This is a genomic window from Novacetimonas hansenii (genome assembly GCF_014843995.1).
Taxonomy (GTDB): domain Bacteria; phylum Pseudomonadota; class Alphaproteobacteria; order Acetobacterales; family Acetobacteraceae; genus Novacetimonas; species Novacetimonas hansenii.
In genome coordinates this window covers 348659-372500 of the sequence record NZ_CP062147.1, presented here as the reverse complement: position 1 = coordinate 372500, position 23842 = coordinate 348659, and the positions used below count along the sequence as shown (strand labels likewise).

General features: G+C 58.4%; 20 protein-coding genes and 1 pseudogene (1 of these 21 only partly in view). 8 read left to right on the top strand and 13 right to left on the bottom strand.

Going from position 1 to position 23842, the window contains the following annotated elements; all coding sequences use genetic code 11:
• The 7 genes from clpB to miaA all read right to left on the bottom strand — a co-directional run.
• A protein-coding gene (gene clpB, locus IFJ82_RS01600) for an ATP-dependent chaperone ClpB (protein ID WP_192265381.1) crosses the window boundary here: on the bottom strand, positions 1 to 546 show its 5' end (the start). It extends 2058 nt beyond the left edge of the window; only the first 546 of its 2604 coding nucleotides appear in the window; it begins with the start codon at positions 544 to 546; its stop codon lies beyond the left edge, outside the window.
• A gap of 881 nt (positions 547 to 1427) precedes the next feature.
• Positions 1428 to 2504 (bottom strand): aldo/keto reductase, encoded by a 1077-nt coding sequence (locus IFJ82_RS01595; protein ID WP_192266257.1) that lies wholly within the window; start codon positions 2502 to 2504, stop codon positions 1428 to 1430.
• 178 nt (positions 2505 to 2682) lie between these two features.
• The gene (locus IFJ82_RS01590; protein WP_062809665.1) at positions 2683 to 3375 is read right to left on the bottom strand and encodes a fumarylacetoacetate hydrolase family protein; all 693 of its coding nucleotides are present in this window, start codon (positions 3373 to 3375) and stop codon (positions 2683 to 2685) included.
• 276 nt (positions 3376 to 3651) lie between these two features.
• Positions 3652 to 4671: a ketol-acid reductoisomerase gene (ilvC, locus tag IFJ82_RS01585; protein WP_003616475.1), complete on the bottom strand. Its 1020-nt coding sequence runs from the start codon at positions 4669 to 4671 to the stop codon at positions 3652 to 3654.
• A gap of 56 nt (positions 4672 to 4727) precedes the next feature.
• Complete coding sequence (gene ilvN, locus IFJ82_RS01580; protein WP_003616478.1) at positions 4728 to 5243, bottom strand: acetolactate synthase small subunit; 516 nt, start codon at positions 5241 to 5243, stop codon at positions 4728 to 4730.
• 99 nt (positions 5244 to 5342) lie between these two features.
• Complete coding sequence (gene ilvB / locus IFJ82_RS01575; RefSeq protein WP_192265379.1) at positions 5343 to 7175, bottom strand: biosynthetic-type acetolactate synthase large subunit; 1833 nt, start codon at positions 7173 to 7175, stop codon at positions 5343 to 5345.
• A 5-nt stretch (positions 7176 to 7180) separates the two neighbouring features.
• Positions 7181 to 8245 carry a tRNA (adenosine(37)-N6)-dimethylallyltransferase MiaA gene (gene miaA, locus IFJ82_RS01570; protein WP_192265377.1) on the bottom strand — a complete coding sequence of 355 codons (1065 nt, stop codon included), beginning with the start codon at positions 8243 to 8245 and terminating at the stop codon, positions 7181 to 7183.
• Positions 8246 to 8275: 30 nt separating this feature from the next.
• Here miaA and serB point away from each other — a divergent pair, with 30 nt between their 5' ends.
• Positions 8276 to 9184, top strand: coding sequence for a phosphoserine phosphatase SerB (gene serB / locus IFJ82_RS01565; RefSeq protein WP_075595510.1), 909 nt, complete (start codon positions 8276 to 8278; stop codon positions 9182 to 9184).
• Positions 9185 to 9538: 354 nt separating this feature from the next.
• On the opposite strand, the gene IFJ82_RS01560 is transcribed toward serB, so the two are convergent.
• Positions 9539 to 10486, bottom strand: coding sequence for a cation diffusion facilitator family transporter (locus tag IFJ82_RS01560; RefSeq protein ID WP_192265375.1), 948 nt, complete (start codon positions 10484 to 10486; stop codon positions 9539 to 9541).
• Positions 10487 to 10891: 405 nt separating this feature from the next.
• On the opposite strand from IFJ82_RS01560, the gene IFJ82_RS01555 reads away from it, so the two are divergent.
• Complete coding sequence (locus tag IFJ82_RS01555) at positions 10892 to 11794, top strand: diacylglycerol/lipid kinase family protein (protein WP_003616493.1); 903 nt, start codon at positions 10892 to 10894, stop codon at positions 11792 to 11794.
• 2 nt (positions 11795 to 11796) lie between these two features.
• On the top strand, positions 11797 to 12006 hold the full coding sequence (locus IFJ82_RS01550; RefSeq protein WP_192265373.1) for a hypothetical protein: 210 nt from the start codon (positions 11797 to 11799) through the stop codon (positions 12004 to 12006).
• A 427-nt stretch (positions 12007 to 12433) separates the two neighbouring features.
• On the opposite strand, the gene IFJ82_RS01545 is transcribed toward IFJ82_RS01550, so the two are convergent.
• From IFJ82_RS01545 to IFJ82_RS01535, 3 genes are all read right to left on the bottom strand, one after another.
• A complete protein-coding gene (locus tag IFJ82_RS01545; protein ID WP_062810062.1) occupies positions 12434 to 13237 on the bottom strand; it encodes an NAD kinase in 804 nt (267 codons plus the stop codon).
• A 708-nt stretch (positions 13238 to 13945) separates the two neighbouring features.
• A complete protein-coding gene (locus tag IFJ82_RS01540) occupies positions 13946 to 15088 on the bottom strand; it encodes an aminotransferase class I/II-fold pyridoxal phosphate-dependent enzyme (RefSeq protein ID WP_003616497.1) in 1143 nt (380 codons plus the stop codon).
• A 135-nt stretch (positions 15089 to 15223) separates the two neighbouring features.
• Positions 15224 to 16597 carry a purine-cytosine permease family protein gene (locus tag IFJ82_RS01535; protein WP_003616500.1) on the bottom strand — a complete coding sequence of 458 codons (1374 nt, stop codon included), beginning with the start codon at positions 16595 to 16597 and terminating at the stop codon, positions 15224 to 15226.
• 467 nt (positions 16598 to 17064) lie between these two features.
• Between IFJ82_RS01535 and IFJ82_RS01530 the strand changes: the two are divergent.
• A pseudogene (locus tag IFJ82_RS01530) lies at positions 17065 to 17574 on the top strand (hypothetical protein); the annotation flags it as partial.
• A gap of 381 nt (positions 17575 to 17955) precedes the next feature.
• Here the strand turns inward: IFJ82_RS01530 and IFJ82_RS01525 are convergent.
• Positions 17956 to 18873 (bottom strand): SDR family NAD(P)-dependent oxidoreductase, encoded by a 918-nt coding sequence (locus IFJ82_RS01525; protein ID WP_338042243.1) that lies wholly within the window; start codon positions 18871 to 18873, stop codon positions 17956 to 17958.
• Positions 18874 to 19106: 233 nt separating this feature from the next.
• Here IFJ82_RS01525 and IFJ82_RS01520 point away from each other — a divergent pair, with 233 nt between their 5' ends.
• From IFJ82_RS01520 to IFJ82_RS01510, 3 genes are all read left to right on the top strand, one after another.
• Entirely contained in the window at positions 19107 to 19904 is a 798-nt protein-coding gene (locus IFJ82_RS01520; protein ID WP_192265370.1) for a deaminated glutathione amidase, read from the top strand.
• A 554-nt stretch (positions 19905 to 20458) separates the two neighbouring features.
• Complete coding sequence (locus tag IFJ82_RS01515) at positions 20459 to 21526, top strand: D-TA family PLP-dependent enzyme (RefSeq protein ID WP_062809671.1); 1068 nt, start codon at positions 20459 to 20461, stop codon at positions 21524 to 21526.
• An 88-nt stretch (positions 21527 to 21614) separates the two neighbouring features.
• Entirely contained in the window at positions 21615 to 21980 is a 366-nt protein-coding gene (locus IFJ82_RS01510; protein WP_192265360.1) for a RidA family protein, read from the top strand.
• Between the two features lie 54 nt (positions 21981 to 22034).
• On the opposite strand, the gene IFJ82_RS01505 is transcribed toward IFJ82_RS01510, so the two are convergent.
• A complete protein-coding gene (locus IFJ82_RS01505; RefSeq protein WP_192265359.1) occupies positions 22035 to 22274 on the bottom strand; it encodes a hypothetical protein in 240 nt (79 codons plus the stop codon).
• A 73-nt stretch (positions 22275 to 22347) separates the two neighbouring features.
• On the opposite strand from IFJ82_RS01505, the gene IFJ82_RS01500 reads away from it, so the two are divergent.
• A complete protein-coding gene (locus IFJ82_RS01500) occupies positions 22348 to 23829 on the top strand; it encodes a M81 family metallopeptidase (RefSeq protein WP_192265357.1) in 1482 nt (493 codons plus the stop codon).
• Positions 23830 to 23842: the final 13 nt, after the last annotated feature.

Genomic DNA, 23842 nt, shown 5'->3' with positions numbered 1-23842 from the left:
GATGACGGGATCAAGCTTGCCCTGCAAGGCGATCTCGGTCACGTCACGGGCGTATTTCTTCAACGCATCGAAACTGGCTTCGGCGTTTTCACTGGTCACGGTGCGTCCCTTGCGGATGGTTGCGATGGCCTTGTCCAGGGCCTGCGGCGTGGCACCACCGGCCCGCAGCGCCTGACCGGCAGGCGTTTCGGATGCCGCAATGGCGGCAAGCAGACGATCCTGCGCCACATATTCGTCCCCGGCTTTCTGCGCGGCCTGTTCGGCGGCATCAAGCAGGCGCACGAGATCTGGCGTAGCACTTGGCTGTCCCGCGCCACCGCCCTGCACCTTCGGCAGTTTGGCAAGCGCCGTGTCCACGGCAGCGGCGATGGCCGGCGGCTGTCCCCCGGCGGCGCGGATCAGCGCGGATGCGGCCCCCTGATCATCATCAAGCAGCGCCTTTAGCAAATGCTCAGGCGTAAGCTGCTGATTATATTCCCGCATGGCAATAGTCTGCGCAGCCTGAAGGAAGCCGCGCGAACGTTCCGTAAATTTCTCGATATTCATAAAATCCCCCGTCCCTATATCCTCAGGCGACAAAATCAGGTCCGCTGCTGCCGTCCCATAAAGAGAGGCAACGGCACAGCGGCTGGTTTCACAATTGGGTATGGATGCATGTTATTACAAGATGACACTCCCATGTTTCCATGCCCCTCTTTCAATCCCGCGCAGCATCGGTCACATCCATCATCCCAGTATGATCACTGATTGGTGAGATGCTACTTAATCTGCATCAAGGCTGGCGTGACTTCTTCTCCGGGCGGCCATTCGCACAACGCGTATCCTGCGATCAAGGTTGTGACCATGATTAAGGCTGCCCCCATCAACAGGCATTCGATGTCCTGAACAGGCCACAAATTCTTTATGAGCCGCAGATTTTCAGGAATAGAGGCAAACCATTGGCTTGATATAACTGCCCCTGATCCTTCTGCTCCAGCACGTGGGCCAAGGTCATTGGGTCTGGGTAATACAGTTCTTTCGCCATGAATTATAAAACGGATGATACGTAAATTACGCCAGATTACGACACCCATTGCAGAATAATAATATATTTAATTCCTGCATTTCATCAAGAATACTTCCGATGAATATGAGACCCCATAATCATGACGCCTGATCCCCGGACCGGCAGAACATGTGATAAAGACAATGCGGACAAGGTTTTCATGCCACGAGAGAGAATAATTCCCAGATTTCGGGAAATCCTTGCCATTGAATGAAACGATCCGTCATTCAGATAACAGTGCCAGCCGAGCCTACGAATATACGGGCCTGTTGATTAATGCCGTGATCTGCGGGGAAGGCGCCATACTGCCCCCACAAAACATTATCCCGCCAAACGCCCCCTGCCCTTCCATCGAAATGGCAGGGGGAACAGCATGTGGGACTCAGGCCTTTCCGTCTTTCGCGCGTTCCGCGATCGTGGGGGCCAGCAGCAGCAGGTCGGCAGGCGACAGGCGGTCGGATGCGGTGCTGGCCTGATGCCAGTATGGATACAGCACCGGCGGCGCGCTGGCCTTGTTCAGGCGTGCCATCTCCTCGGCGCTCAGGCTCAGTTCGGCAGCCTTCAGGTTATCGGCAAGCTGCGCATCCGTACGTGCCCCGATCACGACCGAGGTAATGGCAGGACGGTGCGCCACCCAGGCCAGCGCGACCTGCGCCGCCGAAACCCCGCGTTCCGCCGCGATGGCAACCAGCACTTCGACCACGTCATAAAGCTTTTCGATGTCATAGACAGGGGGCTCGCCCCATTTCTCGATCTGGCGGGTGCCGGTTGGCTGCGGTTTGCCACGCCGGTACTTGCCCGACAGCAGGCCACCGGCCATCGGGCTCCAGACCTGCACACCAATCCCCTGATCCACCGCCACGGGCAGCAGTTCATATTCCGCCTCACGCGCCTGAAGGGAATAATAAATCTGTTGCGCCACCGGGGCGATCAGGCGATCGCGTTCCGCAGTACTCAGCGCCTTCATCAGGTGCCAGCCGGAAAAGTTCGAAACCCCCGCATAGCGGATCTTCCCGCTGCGCGTCAGGGTATCGAGCGCCTCCAGCGTTTCATCAAGCGGCGTCTGACCGTCCCACTCATGCAGGTAATACAGGTCGATATGGTCACGCCCCAACCGTTTCAGGCTGGCTTCACACGCGCTGATCAGGTGATAACGCGATGATCCCGCATCATTTGCCCCCGGCCCCATGGTGAAGCGGGCCTTTGAACTGACCAGCAGGTCAGACGAACGGCCCTTCAGCGCCGCGCCAAGGATTTCCTCTGACACACCAGCGGAGTAGATGTCGGCGGTGTCGAAGATATTGATCCCGGCATCCACGCACATGTCGATCTGGCGCTTTGCCCCGGCAAGGTCGGTATCCCCCGTCTTGGCAAAGTCTCCCTTGCCGCCAAAAGTCATCGTTCCCAACGTAAAGGTGGAAATGCGCAGGCCGGAGCGCCCAAGCTGACGATAATGCATGATCTGTCTCTCCCGTGCGGATGATATGAAAGGATGATGGCCCGTGCGTGACGGGTGCGGACGGGTCAGGCGCGCCAGAGCGTTTCCACCGAAAACCGGTTCGGTGAAAATGCTCCGGTTGATGGTTTTTACGAGCATCTTCACCTGTTTGAAGGCACGTATTCAAACAGGATCTGCTCTAGCTGCCATATGTGATGTTGAGTTCCCCTACCCCCGCGCATACGGCGTGCAGGACATCGCCGCGTCCCACCGGGCCGACGCCCGATGGCGTGCCGGTCATGATGAGATCGCCCGGCGCGAGGGCGACAAAACGGCTGAGGGCGGCAATGATTTCCGCCACCGACCAGATCATGTCCGACAGGTCCCCTACCTGCCGTTCCTCGCCATTCACACTCAGGCTGATGCGCCCCTTCGCCGGATGGCCGATTTCGGAAACCGGACGGATGGTGCCAATGGGACAGGACTGATCAAATCCCTTGGCCAACGCCCATGGACGCCCCGCCTTCTTCGCAACCGCCTGCAGGTCACGGCGTGTCATGTCCAGCCCCACGGCATAGCCATAGATATGGGACAGCGCCTTGTCCGCCGCGATATTTTCCCCATGCCGCCCGATGCATGCCACCAATTCGACCTCGTGGTGCAGGTCGGACGTCGCAACGGGAAAATCCAGCAGGCCGCCACCGGGCACCACCGCATCCCCCGGCTTGGCAAAGAAAAATGGTTCCGTCCGTTCGGGATTCCCCCCCATTTCACGCGTATGGGCGGCATAGTTCTGTCCCACACACCAGATTCGGCGCACGGGAAAGAGCGCCTCCGTCATGCTGACACCAACCGTGGGCTGGGTGGGGGGAGGAATCACAAAATCCACCATTGGCAGATAACTCCGTCACAGTTGCAACCAGCCCATCACAGGCCATGCCCATGGTTGCATTGCACACCCCCGCCTGTCACGCCTGCAGAACGCACCGGGACAATACAATAAATTCATCGCCTCCCCCATGAGCCATACCTCATGTCCCATGCCCCTGACCGTACCTGCCGAACCCGCAGCATGTGCCCCCAATGCAAAACGCCGCCCGGAAACCCGGACGGCGTTCGCGATGGACCATGGGAATGGCCCCGATAATGCAGTGACCTTGGCCCGCGATCAGTTGCGGCTTTTGTCCACCAGCTTGTTCTTGCCGATCCACGGCATCATGGCGCGCAGCTTCTCGCCCACTTTTTCGATCTGCATGTCGTTGTTGCGCGCGCGCGTCGCCTTGAACCCAATGTTACCGGACTGATTTTCAAGGATGAAGTTACGCACGAACGTGCCATCCTGAATATCGGTCAGGATCTTCTTCATCTCCGCCTTGGTATCCGGCGTGATGACGCGCGGGCCAGAGACATATTCACCATATTCGGCAGTGTTGGAGATGGAGTAATTCATGTTCGCGATGCCGCCCTCATAGATCAGGTCAACAATCAGCTTCGTTTCATGCAGGCACTCGAAATACGCCATTTCCGGCGCATAGCCCGCCTCCACCAGCGTTTCGAAACCGGCGCGGATCAGCTCCACCAGGCCACCACACAGCACGGCCTGTTCACCAAACAGGTCGGTTTCGACCTCTTCCTTGAACGTCGTCTCGATGATGCCCGCACGCCCACCGCCATTGGCAGAGGCATAGGACAGCGCGATTTCCAGCGCATTGCCCGACGCGTTCTGCGCCACGGCAACCAGCGACGGGACGCCGCCGCCCTTCTGGTATTCGGAACGCACGGTGTGGCCGGGGCCCTTGGGCGCGATCAGGAACACATCAAGGTCAGGACGCGCCTCGATGATGCGGAAATGAATCGCAAGGCCATGCGCGAATGCCAGCGCGGCACCCTGCTTCATGTTCTTTTCCAGCGCGTCCTTATACAGCGCGCCCTGCCCTTCGTCGGGCGTCAGGACCATGACGACATCGGCCCATTTGGCCGCATCGGCGGGGGTCATCACCTTGAAACCGGCGGCCTCGGCCTTGGCGACGGCACTGGATTCGGGACGCAGGCCAATGACGATGTCCGAAACACCTGAGTCCTTCAGGTTGTTGGCATGGGCGTGACCCTGGCTGCCATAGCCGATGATGGCGACCTTCTTGCTCTTGATCAGGTTCACGTCGGCGTCGCGATCATAATACACGCGCATGGGAATACTCCTGTGTAGTAAACTGTTCGAAATGAAGGAAAAAACCGGGACCTGCGTTACAGCGTTTCCGGGCCCCGGCTGATCGCGACGACACCGGTACGCGATATTTCAGCCAGCCCCAAGGGACGCATGAGGTCAATAAACGAATTCAGCTTTTCCGGCGAGCCGGTCAGCTCGAACACAAAGGACGTGGCCGTCGTGTCAATGACGCGCGCACGGAACGCCTGGGCAATGCGCAGGGACTCGGCACGGGCCTCGGCGGTTGCGACAACCTTCACCAACGCCAGTTCACGCGCGACATGGGGGCCGCCCTCGCTCAGGTTCGCGACACGATAGACCGGGACCAGCCGCTCCAACTGTGCCTTGACCTGTGCGACGGCATGGGGGGTGCCCGTCGTCACCACATTGATGCGCGACATGCGCCGCGTTTCATCCACCGGGGCGACGGTCAGGCTTTCGATATTGTAGCCGCGCCCCGAAAACAGGCCGAGCACACGGGCAAGCGCCCCGCTCTCGTTCTCGACCAGTATGGAAATGACCGCGGAGGTTTCAACCTCCTGCTGGGTGGTCATGATGTTGTTTCCTGCACTTTGGTTTCCGCCCCGCCACCAGGACCGGGTGCGGGACATGACAGACGGACCGGAACGGCGCAACCGCTCCATGGGGATGGATCAGACGAGCATCCGTCCCTCGGCGCTGACTTCCACCCCATCATCCTGATCGGGGCCAAGCAGCATCTGGTTATGCGCCGCCCCCGAAGGGATCATGGGATAGCAGTTCTCTTCCTGTGCAACGCGGATATCCGCGACGACCGGACCGGGATGGGCCAGCATGTCCGCGATGACGCCATCAAGTTCGCCCACGCATGTCGCCCGCAGGCCACGCCCATGGAAACTTTCGGCAAGGCGGACAAAATCCGGCAACGCCGCGCTATAGCTTTCGGAATAGCGCGATTCATGCAGCAGTTCCTGCCACTGCCGCACCATGCCCATATATTCGTTGTTCAGGATAAACAGCTTCACCGGCAGGCGGTACTGCGCGATCGTGCCAAGTTCCTGAATGTTCATCAGGGTGGATGCCTCCCCCGCGATATCGATCACCAGTGCGTCGGGATGGGCAACCTGCGCGCCCACGGCGGCAGGCAGGCCGTATCCCATCGTGCCCAGCCCCCCCGACGTCAGCCAGTGGTTGGGCCGGTCGAACTGAAAATGCTGCGCCGCCCACATCTGGTGCTGCCCCACCTCGGTAGAGACATAGGTGTCACGTCCGGTCTGGCGCGTCATTTCATACAGGCGGCTGATGGCATATTGCGGGCGGATGATGGCGGACGGGGTCATGTCCTGACGGAAGCCAAAGCTGTCACGACCGCGCCATTCACCGATCTGCGCCCACCATTGCGCGATATCGCCGGCCTGCGCCGCAGGGGTGGGGGTACGTTCCCATTCCTCGATCATCATTTCGATGATGCGACCCGCATCCCCCACGATACCAAGGTCAACCGGCACGATCTTGCCGATCTGCGCAGGGTCGATATCGGCATGGATCTTGAACGATCCCAGCGAAAACGCATCAAGGCGTCCTGTGACACGATCGTCAAAGCGCGACCCCAGCGCGACCAGCACGTCACAGTCATGGGTGGCAAGGTTCGCCTCGTACGAACCATGCATGCCCAGCATGCCAAGGAACTGCCGGTCCGTGGTGGGAAACCCGCCCAGCCCCATCAGGGTGGAGGTGCATGGGAAACCTGTCATCCGCACCAGACGGCCAAGCAGCTCCGCCGCCCTGGGGCCGGAATTGATGACGCCCCCACCGGTATAGAACAGGGGACGGCGCGCCGCCTTCATCGCGGCGACAGCCTGCGCCACGGCGGCACGTTCTGGCTCGAAACGGGGCCGGTATGACGGATGCAGGACGGGCGCCGGTTCGACATAGGGGGCGGGACCGACCATCAGGTTCTTTGGCAGGTCCACCAGCACCGGCCCCGGACGCCCGGTCCGCGCGATATGGAATGCCTCCTGCACGACAGGGGCGATATCCTGCGCCCTGCGCACGAGGTAGTTGAACTTGGTCGCCGGACGGGTGATGCCGGTAATGTCCGCTTCCTGAAAGGCATCGGTCCCGATCAGGGGCACGCCGACCTGTCCGGTGAAACACACGACCGGAATCGAATCCAGCAGCGCATCCATCAGCCCGGTCACGGTATTCGTCCCGCCCGGCCCGCTGGTGACGAGTACGACGCCCACCTTTCCGGTGGAACGGGCATATGCCTCCGCCGCGTGGACGGCGGCCTGTTCATGACGGACCAGGACATGGCGGATCGCATCCTGCCGGAACAGCGCGTCATAGATCGGCAGGACCGCCCCACCGGGATAGCCGAAGACGACCTCTACCCCCGCATCCTGAAGAACACGCAGCAGTACTTCCGCGCCGGACATGACGGTGGGGTCCACAGTCGTGGCGCGGGCGTCGGGCCGGATGGCGGTATGCTGCACTGTTGCGTTCATGTCCCTTACTCCTTCGCCCCGGTCCCGTCAGGAAGGACGGCACCCCCAGCGGGCGAAATGTGGGCCGGGTTTAAGCGAAAGCGGCCCCCGGCGTCAATGCAATTAATAACAAAAGAAATAATTTTCCGCTTATCTCTTTCCATTTGTTGCGCACCTGATGTGATTCTGCCGTCATGGAGACAGGTCCGTGCCTCCGCGGCGAGGGAATGGTGCGCAAACCATGTGGACTGGCGCTTGGTATATTGCGCCGTAACCTGCACCGCGCGGGTGATGGCGTCCTGGCGCGACATCTCCCCACGCAGCATGGCGGCAAGTTCGGGCACGCCATGCGCACGCATCGCAGGCAACGTGGGCGACAGGTGGCATGACAGCAGGGCGCGCACTTCCTCCACCGCACCATTTTCCATCATCGCCACAAACCGCGCGGCAATCGCCTGCCGCAACAGGTCACGCGGCGGCGACAGGCGCACGGAGACAAAACGCGCGGACAACGGCGGCAGTACCGATTCCGTGCGCCACCATGACAGGCCCCGCCCCGTCGCGCGCCAGACCTCCCACGCGCGCGCGATGCGCTGCGTATCACCGGGACGCAGGGCGGACGCGGTTTCGGGATCGACCGCCATCAGGCGGGCATGGATCGCGGGGCCACCTTCGGCCAGCACGGCAGCCCGGGCTTCCGCCCGGATTTCGGGGGGCGGGTCAGGAATATCGGCCAGACCGTCGGTCAGGGCGCGGAAATACATCCCCGTCCCACCGCAGAAAACCGGGATACGCCCGGCCCGCCATGCCTCATCCGCCGCATGCAGGGCCTGTTCGCGCCACCATGCGACCGACCCCGCCTGTGCCGCGGGCAACACGCCATACAGGCGATGCGGCAGCAATGCTTCCTCCGCCACCGTGGGGCGGGCCGTCAGGATGCGCAATTCGCGATAGACCTGCATCGAATCGGTATTGATGATGGTGCCGCCAATCACGCGCGCCAGCGCCAGCGCCAGCGCGGACTTGCCCGAACAGGTGGGGCCTGCCACGATCACGGCGGGACGCAGGCCCGTTTCGGTGCCTTGCGTCATGATCTCATCCCTGCCACATGCCCGGACATCATGGCTGAATCCTCCTCCTCCCCGACCCACGTCCTCGTCCTTGTCGCGCATCGCGACGCCACATCGCTCAGCACGGCGGACATTGCCACTGCACGCGACATGACCGGGGGGGGAACCCCCACCATCCTGTCGGCAGGCGAAGCGGTCGAGATCCCGTGCCCCGCGCCCGGCACGGGCGACATGCCGCATATTGCCCCCCTGCGCGAGGAATTTTCGCGCCGCGCCCTCGACGCCATCGTCGTTGCCGCCCATGGACGGCGCAAGGGGCTGCTGGTTGCGGACATGGACAGCACCATCGTCGATTGCGAAACGCTGGATGACCTCGCACGGCATGCGGGTATCGGTGAACGCATTGCCGAGATCACGCGCCAGTCCATGAACGGGGAAATGGATTTTGAGGCCGCGTTGCGTGAACGCGTCGGGTTGCTGCGCGGCATGCCCGCCACTTTGCTGGAGGCGGCATGGAAGGACGTACGTCTCAATCCCGGTGCGCGGGAACTGGTGCGCACGATGAACAGGCATGGCGCACACACGGCGCTGGTATCGGGCGGGTTCACGTTCTTTACCTCCCGCGTGGCGGAAAAGTGCGGATTTGACGAACAGCACGCCAATACCCTGATGATCGAGGGCGACCACCTGACCGGCAAGGTCGGGCAGCCGATCCTTGGCCCCGACGCAAAGCTTGCGCACCTGCGCAGGCTGGCGCTGGCACATGGTCTGCATATTGGACAGGCGATGGCCGTGGGCGATGGGGCAAACGACCTTGCCATGCTGCGCGAAGCGGGGCTGGGCATCGCATTCCATGCCAAGCCTGCCGTGCGACAGGCGATCAGCAGCCAGGTCAACCATACCACGCTGCGTACTCTGCTGTTCGCACAGGGATATGCGGCGGCGGACTTTGTTGGCTGATTATGGACCTTTCATGACAAGCCCCCGGCACCGTGCCGAACAGCACTGATATTTCCGGGCGTCACCCTGGTTTGGAGATTGGTCGAAAATATCCCCATTGATAATGGCATGGCCGCAACCCACTGGATGTTGCCTCCTTTCTTAACAGGCAACATCTTTCAAAGGTTTTTTGTGTTGCCTTTCGATCAAAAAAGGCAACGTCTTTCGAAGCTTTTTGGAAAAAGCTTCACCAAAAACTTTTATTATTTCAATATCTTATCGGACTTATCTTTTCAAACAGTCTCTTGTGTATCCTTATTCAGGGGCAAGGGGCCTGCCCTGCCTTTTCAGGCGCATCAGCAGCTTTCACATGCATCACGGCGCGGTCGGGATGACGGCCGACTGCTGGCTGCGGTTGTCCTGTGCCTCGATAAAGACGCGCGTGACCTCGGGATAGGTCTGCTTGATCTGGCGTTCAAGCTCGGACACCGTTGCCTCCACATCGCCTGCGGACAGGTCATTGTGGAAATCAATGCTGATGACCACCAGCACATCGCGCGGCCCGAAATGCATGGAACGGATTTCGTTCAGGCGGTCCACCCCACGCGCCGACAGCGCCATGCGACGCAGGGCCGCCAGAACTTCGGGCGCCACACCTTCGCCCGTCAGCAGCGACTGCGATTCGCGCGCCAGGAAAGCAGCCGTCACCGCAAGGATCAGCGCGATGATGATGGAGGACACACCATCCAGCAGCGGCATATCCAGCGTTTCCGACAGCACATTGCCCACCAGCGCCACGAACAGGCCCGCCAGCGCGGCTGTATCCTCGAACAGGACGGTAAAGACGGTCGGGTCCTTGCTGCGCTGTACGGCTTCGACCCAGCCAAGACGGCCCTTGCCATGGCGACGGAACGCACGCAGCGCCATGACCCAGACCGATCCCTCGAACAGGATGCTCAGCCCCAGCACGATATAATTGACCAGCACATGCGCCATTGGTTGCGGGTGAAGGATGTGGGTCACGCCCTCGAAGAACGAGATGCCGGCCCCCAGCCCGAAAATCAGCAGGGCAACGACAAAGGTCCAGAAATACAGTTCCAGCCCATAGCCGAACGGATGCGCAAGCGTGGCCGGACGCGCCGCGCGCCGCATTCCCACCAGCAGCAGCGCCTGGTTCCCGGTATCGATAAGGGAATGGATCGCCTCGCTCAGCATAGAGGAACTGCCGGTGATATAGGCCGCGACGCACTTGGTCGCCGCCACGAGAAGATTACCCCCCAGAGCCGCCAGAATCACGAGGCGGGAGGAAGAAGAATGCGCCATGACCATCCCATATAAAAAAGCTGGCATATCCTATCGCCTGCCCCAGCACATTGACAGGGCAGCACATCACGCCCGCCACCATGTGATCGCCCACACGCCACATCACGCAAAATGATAGGAAGTTTCTGGTGAAGTCTTTTAGAGACTGTTTGAAAAGTCAGGATCGATAAAACTCTGAAATTATAAAGGTTTTTGGTGAAGCTTTTTCTAAAAAGCTTCAGAAGACGCCGCCTTTTTGAAAAAAGGCAGCACCCAAAAATTTTTCTTGTTTTTATCAATGACTTATTTTCAAACAATCTCTTACAGCCAGAACAAGATGATAGTCGAATTTTTATGATTTTTATCAATGATCTACATTAGAACACGACGCCATTATCCGGTCATGCAGCGCCCCGGCGAAAGAACATGAAGGGTATCACGGGCATGCGGGCATGCATCATCGTCAACCCCACGGCGGGACGCAGGCGGCGCAGACCACTTGCGCGGTTCATCGCCGCCCTGCGCGCGGGTGGGGCGCAGGTGCGGGTCCTGACGACGCGCCATGCGGGCCATGCGCAGGAACTGGCACGCCAGGCCCTGGGGGCGGCCGGGACCGACTGCATCATCGCCGCGGGCGGGGATGGCACGATTGCCGAAGTGGCGCAGGTCCTTGCCGGGACACAGCAGCGCATGGGTATTTTCCCGGCGGGCAGTGCGAACGTTCTGGCCCGTGAACTTGGCATACCCTTTGCCCCGCAGGCGGCGGCACGTCTGATCCTGTCGGGCGCCAGCGCGACCATATGGCCTGGCATGGCGGAGGATACGAAACATGCCCGCCTGTTTGTCCAGATGGCCGGAATCGGGTTCGACGCCTGTGTGGTACACGGGCTGCCGTCACGCCTGAAACGCATGGTGGGACGCACGGCCTATGTCCTGACCATGTTCGGCGCGGCGCTGCGTTACCGTTTTACGACGTTGCAGGTACAGGTGGACGGCACCACGCACCACGCCCATGGCGTCGTGGTGTCCAAGGGACGCCTGTATGGCGGGCGGTTCGTCCTTTGCCACACCGGCATGCAGCATGAGGCGGGGTTTCGCGTCATCATGCTGGAAACGGAAGGCCTTCTGGCCACCCTGCGCATGGGATGCGCGCTGCTGCTGGGGCGGGTGGAGCGGATGCATGATGTGCGGATCGTGACCGGACACGACATAGAGGTCCATGCCGCAACGCCAGTCCCGGTGCAGGTGGATGGGGATGTGCTGGGCATGACGCCAGTCCGTATCCGCGATGCCGGGCGGCCTCTGCACCTTGCGATAGAAAGTAGGTAAATATGGAACAATTAATAAATAAACTAACAGATATGTCATGTATTTCCGATAATATTTCTAATTTTATTTCGCAAAGGAGTGCGGATAATCTGCCTATGATTTTGGCAGATTTGGGCCGCCTGCTTTGTAAGGACTTCATTCGCTTTTCTGATCGTGAAAAAATAAAGATCTTTTCCCTAATAGAAAAGAAAATAGAAAATAATGAAAAATAAAGTGACATGGTGGCTACAATATTTTTAGAGTCATTTATAAACTGTTGGATCGACCGCAGTCATAAAGACACTTACAAAGAATTTATTGGGCAGAAATCACTAATATTTATTAATAAACTTGATTAATATTACTCTTAACACCAGATATTATTGCGATACAGGATGCATCACGCTATAATTCCCAGACCACAGTCAAAGACCTGCAAGACTGTTTGAAAAGTCAGGCTCAATAACATCCTGAAATTATAAAGATTTTTGGTGAAGCTTTTTCTAAAAAGCTTCAGAAGACGCCGCCTTTTTGAAAAAATTCGACCCCCAAAAACTTTTCCCAATTCCAGCATGTTCATGGACCTGTCTTTTGGGGAAAAGGCGGCATCCAGACATTTTCATGACTTTTCTACCAATCCGATATTTGGAAAATCGATGTTCAGGTCGTGAACTGTTCGGCAATGATCCGTTCGGACAGGCTCTGCCCCGGATCAAACAGCAATGTCGTATGCCGGGTGCGATCTTCTTGTATCTCCACAGACATGACATCGCGGACTTCGGTAAAATCCGCCACAGCCGCGACCGGTCGTTTGTCAGGTTCCAGTATGGTGAACCTGACCTGTGCCGTTGACGGCAGCAACGCACCCCGCCAGCGCCGGGGACGAAAGGCACTGATGGGCGTCAGCGGCAGCAGATTGGCCGACAGCGGGACGATTGGCCCATGCGCGGACAGGTTATACGCCGTCGAACCGGCAGGCGTCGCGATCAGCACCCCATCACAGATCAGTTCCGCCAGACGCTGTCGCCCATCGACATCAATGCGGATCTTGGCGGCCTGACGCGTCTGACGGAACAAGAAGACATCATTCAGGGCCAGTGCCTCCGTCACCATGCCATCGCGGGTGGTTGCGCGCATGCGCAGGGGATGAAGGACAGCCTCCTGCGTGGTGGCAAGATGGGCAGGCAGGTTTTCTGGCACGGTCGGGTTCATCAGGAAACCAACCGTGCCGCAATTGATACCATAAACCGGAATGTCACGATCCAGCGCGATATGCAGGACCTCCAGCATGAATCCATCCCCACCAAGGCAGACCATGGCGTCAGCCTGGGCCGGGGGGGTCTGCCCATACTGGCGGGTCAGGCGTTCAAGCCATGCCTGCGCGCTTTCATTGGGGGCCGCGACAAAGGACAGGCGTGTGGGCAGGTATCCGTCCTGCCAGCGGGAGGCAACGGCTTCGGTCATGCAGCGTGCCGCCATGCCGTCAGGCACCGCATCACACGGGCCATCGCATCACCCCCCGGCACAGTGGCACCCGCCACCACAGCCAGAAGCGTCGGAAGGAAGGTCGTGCGCATCGGGAACTCCATAAGGCTTGCAGCGCAGGGAAACGACAGGAAAGCAAATGACAGGGGACACGAAACCGCCAGCCAGGCCCGCGATAGTAGGATGCCCCCATCAGATTGCGCAACATATCTGCGCCACGCACAACGTAATTCGCGTGACACCATACCAAAAACAGTCAAGAAACTGCTTCAAAATAACGCATTGACGCGGAAAAACAAACGTTCCCTGAGAGAGTGTCTGAAAACAGGGCATTGATAAAAAACAAGAAAAGTTTTTGGGTGCCGACTTTTTCAAAAAGGCGGCGTCTTCTGAAGCTTTTTGAAAAAAGCTTCACCAAAAACTTTTATAATTTCAGGATGTTATCGAGCCTGATTTTTCAAAGACCCTCTGATATTATATTTTCAAAAATATCCAGAATATATTTAATATTTTCAAATACCACTTCCTGGAACCGATCATCTCCCCACCTGACAGAAATTTTTTAAAGCCGTTGGGAAAACAAAAATTCATAAGGAATGGTAACATTCCCTGAATGTTGGATTTTATATAAAGGCAACAGGTTTCAAAGATTTCATCATTCCGGCCTGTTATTCCCCTCCTGTCTTTTCAAACCGCCTTTCTGTCCCCTGCCTGCGCCAGCACTGCGGACAGATGCGCAAGGAACCGTTCATTATCATGCGGCAGGCCGACGCTGACCCTGATCCAGTTTTCGAATCCCTTTTCCTTCCACGGTTTGACAATCACCCCATGGCGCAGCAATGCACCCGCCACATCCATGGCGTCATGCGCGGTGCGAAAGAACAGGAAATTGGTATGGGCAGGCGCGACAAACAGGCCCATGGCCCGCAGGGCAGCGGCCATGCGGGCACGCGATGCCACCGTACGGGCCACGCAGGCGCGCATATGATCGGGGTCCGTCAGGGCGATGGTGGCCATTTCCTGCGCGGGCATGGTGGTATTGAACGTATCGCGCACGGTCTCCAGCACAGACGCGACCTCAGCCGAGGACGCAAGCGCATAGCCGATACGCAGGGCGGCCAGGCCATATGCCTTTGAAAAAGTGCGCAGGCACAGCCACGGCCGCCCCTGTTCACGCAGGATGGCGCGCGCATCGGGATAATCGGCATCTATTTCGGCATATTCACGATACGCCTCATCCACCACGATCAACGTCCGGGGCGAACACGCCGCGATGACCCGACGCAGGGCATCCGCCGTCATCATGCAGCCGACAGGATTGGACGGATTGGAAAAGATCAGGATCTTGGCCGGGCGCGACAGGGCATGGCACAGGCCGTCGATATCGAATTCTGCCCCTGGCGTAACCGGCACCGCATCGACCACCGCCCCCATCAGCAGCGGATGTATTTCATGCAGGCCAAAGGCAGGACGCACCGTCACCACCCGTTCCCCCGGTGACAGCCATCCTTCCGCGATCATGCGGATGATCTGTTCCGACCCATTGCCAATGACCACCCGGTCGGGGGCGATGTCGTTGAAACGCGCGATCCCTTCACGCAGGCCGGTCGCCCCGGCATCGGGATAGCGGAAAAGACGCTGTGCCAGCGCGGGCCACTGCCGCAGTACCTCGGGCGAGGGACCATACGGATTTTCATTACTGCCCAGCTTGCTGATTTCCGACACGCCAAACCGGCGCTTCACCGCATCTTCGGACAGGCCCGCATTATAGCGGGGCAGCGTCCTGACCTCGGGGCGGCACAGGGTCTGATGGTCGATCGTCTCCGGCATGGTCTGTCCTGTTTGCGTGCAACGCCCGGGCACCGGGCGGAAATATACGTGATACCACCGGCGCGACCGGCGGCAGGGCTGGTCCGTGTTTCCTGGCAGGAAACACAGGTGGGGGCAAAAGGGCGCGGTCGCCTGTCAGGCGGCCTGCCGCCGCGATGCGCGCGTGCTTCCGCCACGATACAGCACCACATACACCACCGTGGTGACGATCAGGCTGACCAGCCACGAGATATCAACCCCATGCAGCATTGGCAGCAAGAACCCCATATACAGGTCATTTTTCAGGAACGGCAGTTCCACCAGCACCCCCACGACATAGGACAGTACGGCAGGCATGTTGAAATAGCCGTAACATCCCCCATCGACACGAAAAAACGAGGCAACGTCATAATCCCCATGACGCAACAGGTAATAATCGGTCAGGTTGATGGCCGTCCACGGCACGATGACCGCCATCAGGATATCCAGGAACGCGGCATAGGATTTCATGAAATTGGCGCTCATGCCAAACGCCATCACCAGCGCCAGCGCCACAAGGCACAGCGTGACCACGACGCGGCTGATCATCGCGGGATGCCAGTCGGGACGAAAGGTCTGCACCACCGTGATGGTCGATAACGCGCCGCAATACACCCCCATCGCATTGCCCAGCGTAATCGCCAGCGACAGAACCACCAGCACGATGCCAGCCCCCCCGCCACATAACCGCGCCAGTGCCTCCACCGTGGTCAGGTCCGACCACTGGCACGCCAGCACGATCCCCAGCATCATCGGCAGGATGGTGCCAAGGACCGTACCCGCATAGGTCGCGATGAACGTGTTGCGCACCGATACGGCACTGTTGGGCAGGTAACGCGACGAGTCCGAAACATAGGGGGCATACGCAACCTGCCACAGGGCGGAGACGGAAAATGCGCTGAAGATCCCCGCGACCGAGCCATGCATATCCATCAGCATCCCGCCCGAAAACCGCCACAGCCCCAGCGCGATGCACAACAGGACCACCCCACCGGCCAGCCAGCTTACGACCTTGGAAATCACATGGATCGCGCGATATCCCATACAGCACGGCACAAGGCTGACACCCGCGATGGTCAACACCCCCACCGTACGGTTGAGGCCCGGAAGCGCCTGCACCAGCGCCTGCCCCCCCACGACATAATTGGACGCGGCAAAGCCGACATACATCACGATCACCAGCAACACGATGGGAACCGCGCCATAGGACCCGAACTGGCCCCGGCTCTGCACCATCTGCGGCACGCCAAGCATCGGCCCCTGTGCCGCATGCAGGGCCATGAAGACCGCGCCCACCATATTCCCCGCCACCGCCGCCAGCATGGACCACCCGAACGACAGCCCGAAAACCGTTGGCCCCAGCGCACCGGTCACGACCGTCAGCAATGTCATGTTGGTGCTAAACCAGACGCTGAAGAGATCGCTGACACGGCCATAACGCTGGTCTTCGGGTATCTGGTAGATCGTATGCGTCTCAAACGTCGCGGCCATGGGCGCAGCCCCCCTTCATTCTCTTCTTGAAACATTACACGGATGGCATGGCAACCGCATCCATGGCTTCCTTCTGTTTCGATGCCCGTTATGAAGACATCCCGCCCGAAAGCAATATCATACGGCAATCCGGCGCAACGTGGCCCCCGGGGAACGCCATGGCCTTGTCCCCCGCGCCTCATCACATGCGCCCCATCATGGGTCATGCGACACGCACCCATTTTGCCCGATATGGCAGCGCAAGGAAAACATACGCCCCACCTGCCATGACACCGGCACGCACGATAACGACGCCGGGGCACGGGACAGCCGCACGCGGCATGGGGACAAGGCAGGGGAAATACGGACACAGGGGAAACGGATGCAGGGGGAATATGCAAGTCAGCCTACCGGTTTTACAATCTCGCCCTGGCTTCCCATCCTGCTATATTTCCATCACGGGCGTGTGAGAACAAAGGGAGAAGCACGTGAGCCATACATGGGGCGATTTTCAGGCCGTCGTACAACTGTCGGCAGGGCTGAATGTCGCCATTCTCAGCTTTGTGGACATCAGCCTGCCCGCGATCAAGGAACGGCGACGCACCTTTGCCAAGGCCCAGCAGGAACTTGACATGCATCGAAGTGCGCCGGGCAAGGTTACAAGTGCCGCACAGCTTGAACATGACTGCCAGGTGGAGGAAATGAATGAAAAGCTCTACCTGCTGTGGCAGCAATCCCTTGCATTCAGTAACGAAGAAGATTCCCTGATCCATTATACGGGCATCCTCGGCTTCCTTGGCGCCGCACTCAGCCTTGTCCTGCTGTGGTATTCGGCGCAATGTTACGATGACGTCATAAGCGTGACGGGCAAGACCGTGATCGGGCTGTCGTTCTGCTCCCTCATCGGGGCGTTCGTCATCAATTTCATGACGGCCTCCCAGGCGGGCGTTTATACCAAGAAATGCAACCAGATCCGGCAGGAAATGCACCAGACGCTGGGAATCGCAACGGCCCCCACGCCGGGCGCATCCCCGGCCCCGGCCACACATACGGACGCGGCCTCAGCGAAAACGCCATCAGCGGAAAACTGAGGATCGTTGCATATTTTCCGGGGCCGCAGCCTGCTACGATTACGCGGCCGCCCTGATGCGTTTGGATCAGTGCGTCATCAAAAACATTTCATATGCATGATGATGGTCTTTCATGACAGTCTGCCCAGAGAGTGTTTGAAAACACATCATTGATAAAAAACAGGAAAAGTTTTCGGGTGCCGCCTTTTTTCAAAAAGGCGGCGTCTTCTGAAGCTTTTTGGAAAAAGCTTCGCCAAAAACCTTTATGATTTCAGTATGTTATCGATCCTGATTTTTCAAACAGTCCGCTCAGACATGCTGACCGCCATTGATATGGATTTCCGAACCATTGACATAGGATGACGCCGACATACACAGGAAATAGATCGTCTCCGCCACCTCCATGGGGTTTCCCAGGCGACGCATGGGCACACCATTCGCCACCAGTGTATCTGTACCCTTGGACAGGATGGAGGTATCGATCTCCCCCGGTGCGATCGCGTTCGCCCGCACGCCACGGCCACCGAATTCGTGCGCCATTTCCCGCGTCAATGCCGCCAGGGCCGCCTTCGACGCCGCATAGGCCACACCTGCAAACGGATGCACGCGCGAACCTGCGATCGAGGTCACATTGACGATCGCCCCGCCCGCACGTTCCAGTTCAGGCATAAGCGCCCGTGCCAGCAACGCCGTTGACACAAGGTTGACGTTCAACACCTGCGTCCACAGGGCCGCATCGCTGCGCATCAGCCCAAGACGTTCGCCCTGCGGACCCTTGGGCGAAATCCCCGCATTGTTGACAAGGGCATGAAGCCTGCCATTCCCAAGGCACCCACGAACGGCGGCCACAAGGTCGGGAATGGCGTCAAGGTCGGAAAGATCTGCCTGAATATGGCCATCCCCCGCCGCACGCCACTGACACAGGGGGGAGAATTCCTGCCGCGATACCGTCAGCACCCGCCAGCCACGTTCCTGAAACAGCTTGACGGTGGCATGGCCGATCCCACGACTTGCCCCAGTCAGCAGCAGGACCGGCGGTCCCGCGCCATCATCCTCAGGTGTCGGCATGCTGTCACGCGGGGCCGTCTCATCCAGCGGGGCCTCGACATGGCCATCCACTGGACACGTATTGCCAGTGCTGCGCGCCCTGTCATTCCCAGTGCCATCGCCAGTGCCATGCCCCGTAAAAGGACAACCCGGATTACCACTCGCCTGCGTGTCGGTCATACCGGTATTGATACAATGCGCCGGGGCGACAATGGAAATGAATTCAACCCGGGCACCTGCATTTGATATGCATGCCCGCACTTCAGAATCACACACCCCCTATTCATCTGGCGAAATCACCGCGCAACCTGCGGGATGCGGGCAGGAACATTTACCGCAACATGGCTTTATATTACGCTGACGCAAAGCCTGCCGACACGGACCGAGCCCACACAGATCGACATGGACATATCATGCTGAAAGTCGCCCTTGGACAGTTTGCCGTTTCCCCCAGATGGGAAACCAATCTGGAACACATCCTTGGCCTGATCCGGCAGGCCGCGATGGAGAAGGCCGGGCTTCTGGTCCTGCCCGAAGGCATCCTGGCGCATGACATCGCCGATCCCGATATCATCGCAAAGACCGCCCAACCGCTTGATGGCCCCTTCATGTCACGCCTGCTGCATGAAAGCCGTGACGTGGACATGACCATCATGGGGTGCGTGCATGTCCCCGATGGGCAGGGACGTTACCACAATACGCTGGTTGTACTACACAAGGGAAAAATCACCGCGCAATACAGGAAGCTTCATCTCTATGATGCTTTTGCCGTGCAGGAATCACGTAATGTCACGCCCGGTCTGGAAATCCCGCCGATTGTCGATGTGGCGGGTTTCCGGATCGGGCTGATGACCTGTTATGACGTACGCTTTCCCGAACTGGCGCGGCGCCTGGCGCTGGACGGGGCCGATGCGCTGGTTCTGCCCGCCGCATGGGTGCGCGGGCCACTCAAGGAAGAACACTGGAAAGTACTCGTCACCGCGCGGGCGCTGGAAAACACATGTTACATGATCGCCGTCAGCGAATGCGGCAACCGCAATATCGGATCAAGCATGGTGGTGGACCCGCTCGGCGTTGCAATCGTACAGGCGGGGGAGGCCCCGACACTGGCATTCTGTTCGATTTCCCACGAACGGATCGCACATGCCCGCACCATTGTGCCCGTCCTGCAAAACCGCCGGTTCGGCACGCCGGAACTGCGACAGGACTGACACGCGGCGCCTGCCGGAAACACATGACCGGATTCCGGGAAATGTCGCCGCAGTTCATGACAGGGGGCGTTGCGAAACACCCCGTTGATAAATAATAATAAAATTCCAGCGTTGCTTTTTTCATAAAGGCAACGTCTTTCAAGGATTTTTAGGAATATTTCCAAAATTCTATTGTTGCGGAAGGTTATTTATTCTGGACCCTTCAGGTGAAATTGTAATATTTTTAAAATATCCTGATTATAAAAAGAATTCCGGAATATTTACCTGGCATTTTCATACGATGCTGGATCTTATCCTATCGCCTTTTCTGAAAAGCCGATGCTTTTCGAAATTTTTCCCAATGGTGGCCTCCCCTCTGGTCATGCCATCGCCCTATCCCCGGATGGAAATAAAACCGCTTTCCCCTCTATGGAAACATGGGGTGTGAGAATTTTATACTTTTTTCGTGACGGTTAACAATTTTACACGACTTCCCTTCGCCATTATGTTTCGACATGGTTATTATCGATAATGGTTGGCGGGCATCTCCCCTCCACCTGAAACGCGGGAAGACGATGTCCATTTCCATTGATATGCTCGATACACCAGCCGTACTGGTCGATATCGACAAGGCACAGGCCAATATCGACAGGGCGCAACAGTACGCCAACACACATGGGTTCTGCCTGCGCCCCCATATCAAGACACACAAACTGTCCTGGTTCGCCCATAAACAGGTGCAGGCAGGCGCAGTCGGCATCACCTGCCAGAAACTGACCGAAGCCGAAATCATGGCGCAGGCAGGGCTGTCGGATATCCTGCTGACCTATAACATCATTGGCGCGCACAAACTTGGGCGCCTCGTCAACCTCGCACGGCAGGTCAATCTGTCGGTTGTGGCCGACAACCTGCCGGTGATCGAGGGATATGACCGCGTGACGGCGGGTGCGGACATTCCCGCACTTCGGGTATTTGTCGAATGCGACACCGGGGGCAATCGCTGCGGTGTGCAGACACCACACGACGCACTGACGCTGGCGCAACGGATCATGGCGGCCCCGAACCTGTGCTTTGCCGGGCTGATGACCTATCCCGCATCCGGGAAACAGGCACAGGCGGACACGTGGCTGGAACAGGCACGCGGCGTGTTCGACACGGCCGGGGTCACGATACCGGCAATCACGGTTGGGGGAACACCCGACCTGTGGACGGCGGGCGACATGCGTAACATGACCGAATACCGCCCCGGCACCTATATCTATATGGACCGTTCGCAGGTGGCGGCGGGCGCCGCGACGATCGGGGATTGTGCGCTGAGTGTGCTGGCCACCGTCATCAGCCGCCCCACCGATACACGCGCGATCATTGATGCAGGGACAAAAACCCTGACAAGCGACCTGCTGGGACAGGACGGATACGGCCATATCATCGGCCACGAAGACAGCCGCATCACCGCCCTGAGCGAGGAACACGGCACCATCCATTCTGGCGGCGGCACATCCCTGCCCGCCATTGGGGACAAGGTGCGCATCATTCCCAACCATGCCTGTGTGGTTACGAACATGTTCGATCACATCTACCTTGTTTCGGACGGCAAGGTCATTGACCGCCTGCCTGTCATCGCACGTGGTGGTGTAAGCTGAGGTCAGACATGTTTCCGGTCACCACCCGTTCCCTGAAAATTCATTTCCGATCAGCATATTTTTATAAATTCTGGAAAATAGGAACCTTATGATGAAGAAAGTTTTTGGCAAGGCCGCCGTTCCCCTGTCCATGGCGGTGCGTGCAGGTGATTATGTCTATGTCTCGGGACAGGTGCCCGTCGTGGATGGTGTGGTTGTCGAAGGCGGAATCGTGGCGCAGACAGCTGCCGTGCTCGATCACGTTACCGCCGTCCTGAAGACGGCAGGGTGCGAAATGAGCGACGTGGTCAAGACCTTTGCCATCCTGACCGATGCAGGAAATTTCGAGGAATTCAACAAGGTATATGCAACCTATTTCCCGGTTTCCTCCCCTGCACGCACCACCATCGAAGCCGGCCTGATGGCCGACATCATGGTGGAGATCGAGGCCATCGCCTATAAGCCGATCGGCTGACCTCCCCTTTCCTGCATACAGCCATATTGCGGGTCATGATGGCATAAGGATTGTTCAAAGATCTTTTAAAAACAGATCATTGATAATAAAATCCCACATTGTCAGGGTGTTGCCTTTTTTCATAAAGGCAATATTTCCCGAAGCTTTTAAAAAACCTTCCCCGAAAAACTTCCCGTCTTTAGCTATATTTTCTCCCCAAACTAAATTTTCAGACAGCTTTTTGCAAAGAGGGAAATCATAAGATTCCCGATTGGTAAATTTTCGAAAATATTTGATTTTAAAAATATATTTCATAAAAATTTTCTCAAAAAACTATAAATCATTCCAATACAGAAACAGACCCCCTGATACCCAGAGGAGAATGAACGTGCGCGTGTTTGTTGCCTCACTTGCAACCGAAACCAATACCTTTTCCCCGGTACCAACCGACCTGTCCGCATTCAAAGCTGCGTTCTATGCCCCACCGGGGCAGCATCCCCCCACACCGACACTCTGTTCCGCCGTAGTTCCCGCCCTGCGTTCGCGCAGGGCGGACGGGGATTTCGAACTGGTGGAGGGCACCTGCACATGGGCGGAACCCGGCGGCCTGGTCAAACGCCAGACCTATGAAGAGTTACGTGACGAGATCCTGGAACAGTTACGTGCCGCCATGCCCGTGGATGCGGTGGTCATGGGGTTGCATGGTGCAATGGTCGCGCAGGGTTACGATGATTGCGAAGGAGACCTGCTGTCGCATATCCGCGACTGCGTTGGGCCAGATGTCGTGATCGGGGCGACATTCGACCCGCACAGTCACCTCACCGCACAACGCGTACGCAGCCTGGATGCCATGAATGCGTTCCTGGAATTCCCGCACACTGATTTCATGGAACGCGCAAAGCAACTTGTCGATATTGTCCTGCGCGCGGCACGTCGTGACATAAAACCGGTCATTTCGACATTCGACTGCCGGATGATTGACGTCCTGCCCACCAGCCAACAACCATTGCGCGGGTTCGTGGACAGGATCGTGGCGTTACAGGGCACGGGCAGGATCCTGTCCATTTCCCTCATCCATGGGTTCCTTGCGGGGAATGTGGCTGACCTTGGCACACAGGTTGTGGTCGTAACGGACAATGACCCGGACGGCGGCGAGCATCTGGCGCATGATCTGGGCATGGAGGTATTTGGCTTTCGCGGCAGCACGCGCATGCACACCCTGTCCCCCGAACAGGCAATCACACGGGCACGGGATGCGATTGCCGACCCTGCGACCACCGCGCCGGTCGTACTGGCGGATATCTGGGACAATCCCGGGGGCGGCGTCGCGGGGGACGGGACGCTGCTGCTGTCGGCACTGATCGATGCGGGCATCGACAATGTGGGGATTGCGACGATCTGGGACCCGATCGCCGTCGCATTTTGCAAGGCAGCAGGGATTGGCGCACGGATTCACCTGCGCATCGGCGGCAAGGCCGGTCCCGGCGGCGGGGACCCGATCGACGCGGATGTCGAAGTGCGCAATGTCGTCGATGCGGCATGGCAGAGCTTTGGCGAAAGCAGGGTTCCACTGGGCGCAAGCGCCGTCATCCGGATTGCTGGCACACATATCGACATCATCGTGAACACCAACCGTACCCAGTGTTTCGAGCCGGACATATTCTCTAACCTTGGCATTGATCCCACCGCCAAGGACGTACTGGTGGTGAAATCCACCAACCATTTCTATGCCGGGTTTATCGGGATTGCCGCCGCAGTCCTTTATGTCGATGCGGGCACGCATTACCCATCCGACCCGAAACGCACCAGATACACCAAGCTGACGCGCCGGATCTGGCCCATCGTGGAAAACCCCCATGACGTGACATGATCGCACACCGCGC

Coding starts and splice junctions, on each gene's coding strand:
- serB (WP_075595510.1), top strand. CDS start 8,276: ATGGCTGAATCCTCCTCCTCCCCGACCCACGTCCTCGTCCTTGTCGCG.
- IFJ82_RS01555 (WP_003616493.1), top strand. CDS start 10,892: ATGAAGGGTATCACGGGCATGCGGGCATGCATCATCGTCAACCCCACG.
- IFJ82_RS01590 (WP_062809665.1), bottom strand. CDS start 3,375: ATGGTGGATTTTGTGATTCCTCCCCCCACCCAGCCCACGGTTGGTGTC.
- ilvC (WP_003616475.1), bottom strand. CDS start 4,671: ATGCGCGTGTATTATGATCGCGACGCCGACGTGAACCTGATCAAGAGC.
- IFJ82_RS01595 (WP_192266257.1), bottom strand. CDS start 2,504: ATGCATTATCGTCAGCTTGGGCGCTCCGGCCTGCGCATTTCCACCTTT.
- IFJ82_RS01545 (WP_062810062.1), bottom strand. CDS start 13,237: ATGACCGAAGCCGTTGCCTCCCGCTGGCAGGACGGATACCTGCCCACA.
- IFJ82_RS01535 (WP_003616500.1), bottom strand. CDS start 16,597: ATGGCCGCGACGTTTGAGACGCATACGATCTACCAGATACCCGAAGAC.
- IFJ82_RS01560 (WP_192265375.1), bottom strand. CDS start 10,486: ATGGCGCATTCTTCTTCCTCCCGCCTCGTGATTCTGGCGGCTCTGGGG.
- miaA (WP_192265377.1), bottom strand. CDS start 8,245: ATGACGCAAGGCACCGAAACGGGCCTGCGTCCCGCCGTGATCGTGGCA.
- ilvB (WP_192265379.1), bottom strand. CDS start 7,175: ATGAACGCAACAGTGCAGCATACCGCCATCCGGCCCGACGCCCGCGCC.
- IFJ82_RS01515 (WP_062809671.1), top strand. CDS start 20,459: ATGTCCATTTCCATTGATATGCTCGATACACCAGCCGTACTGGTCGAT.
- IFJ82_RS01505 (WP_192265359.1), bottom strand. CDS start 22,274: ATGAAATATATTTTTAAAATCAAATATTTTCGAAAATTTACCAATCGG.
- IFJ82_RS01510 (WP_192265360.1), top strand. CDS start 21,615: ATGATGAAGAAAGTTTTTGGCAAGGCCGCCGTTCCCCTGTCCATGGCG.
- IFJ82_RS01525 (WP_338042243.1), bottom strand. CDS start 18,873: ATGACCGACACGCAGGCGAGTGGTAATCCGGGTTGTCCTTTTACGGGG.
- IFJ82_RS01520 (WP_192265370.1), top strand. CDS start 19,107: ATGCTGAAAGTCGCCCTTGGACAGTTTGCCGTTTCCCCCAGATGGGAA.
- ilvN (WP_003616478.1), bottom strand. CDS start 5,243: ATGACCACCCAGCAGGAGGTTGAAACCTCCGCGGTCATTTCCATACTG.
- IFJ82_RS01550 (WP_192265373.1), top strand. CDS start 11,797: ATGGAACAATTAATAAATAAACTAACAGATATGTCATGTATTTCCGAT.
- IFJ82_RS01540 (WP_003616497.1), bottom strand. CDS start 15,088: ATGCCGGAGACGATCGACCATCAGACCCTGTGCCGCCCCGAGGTCAGG.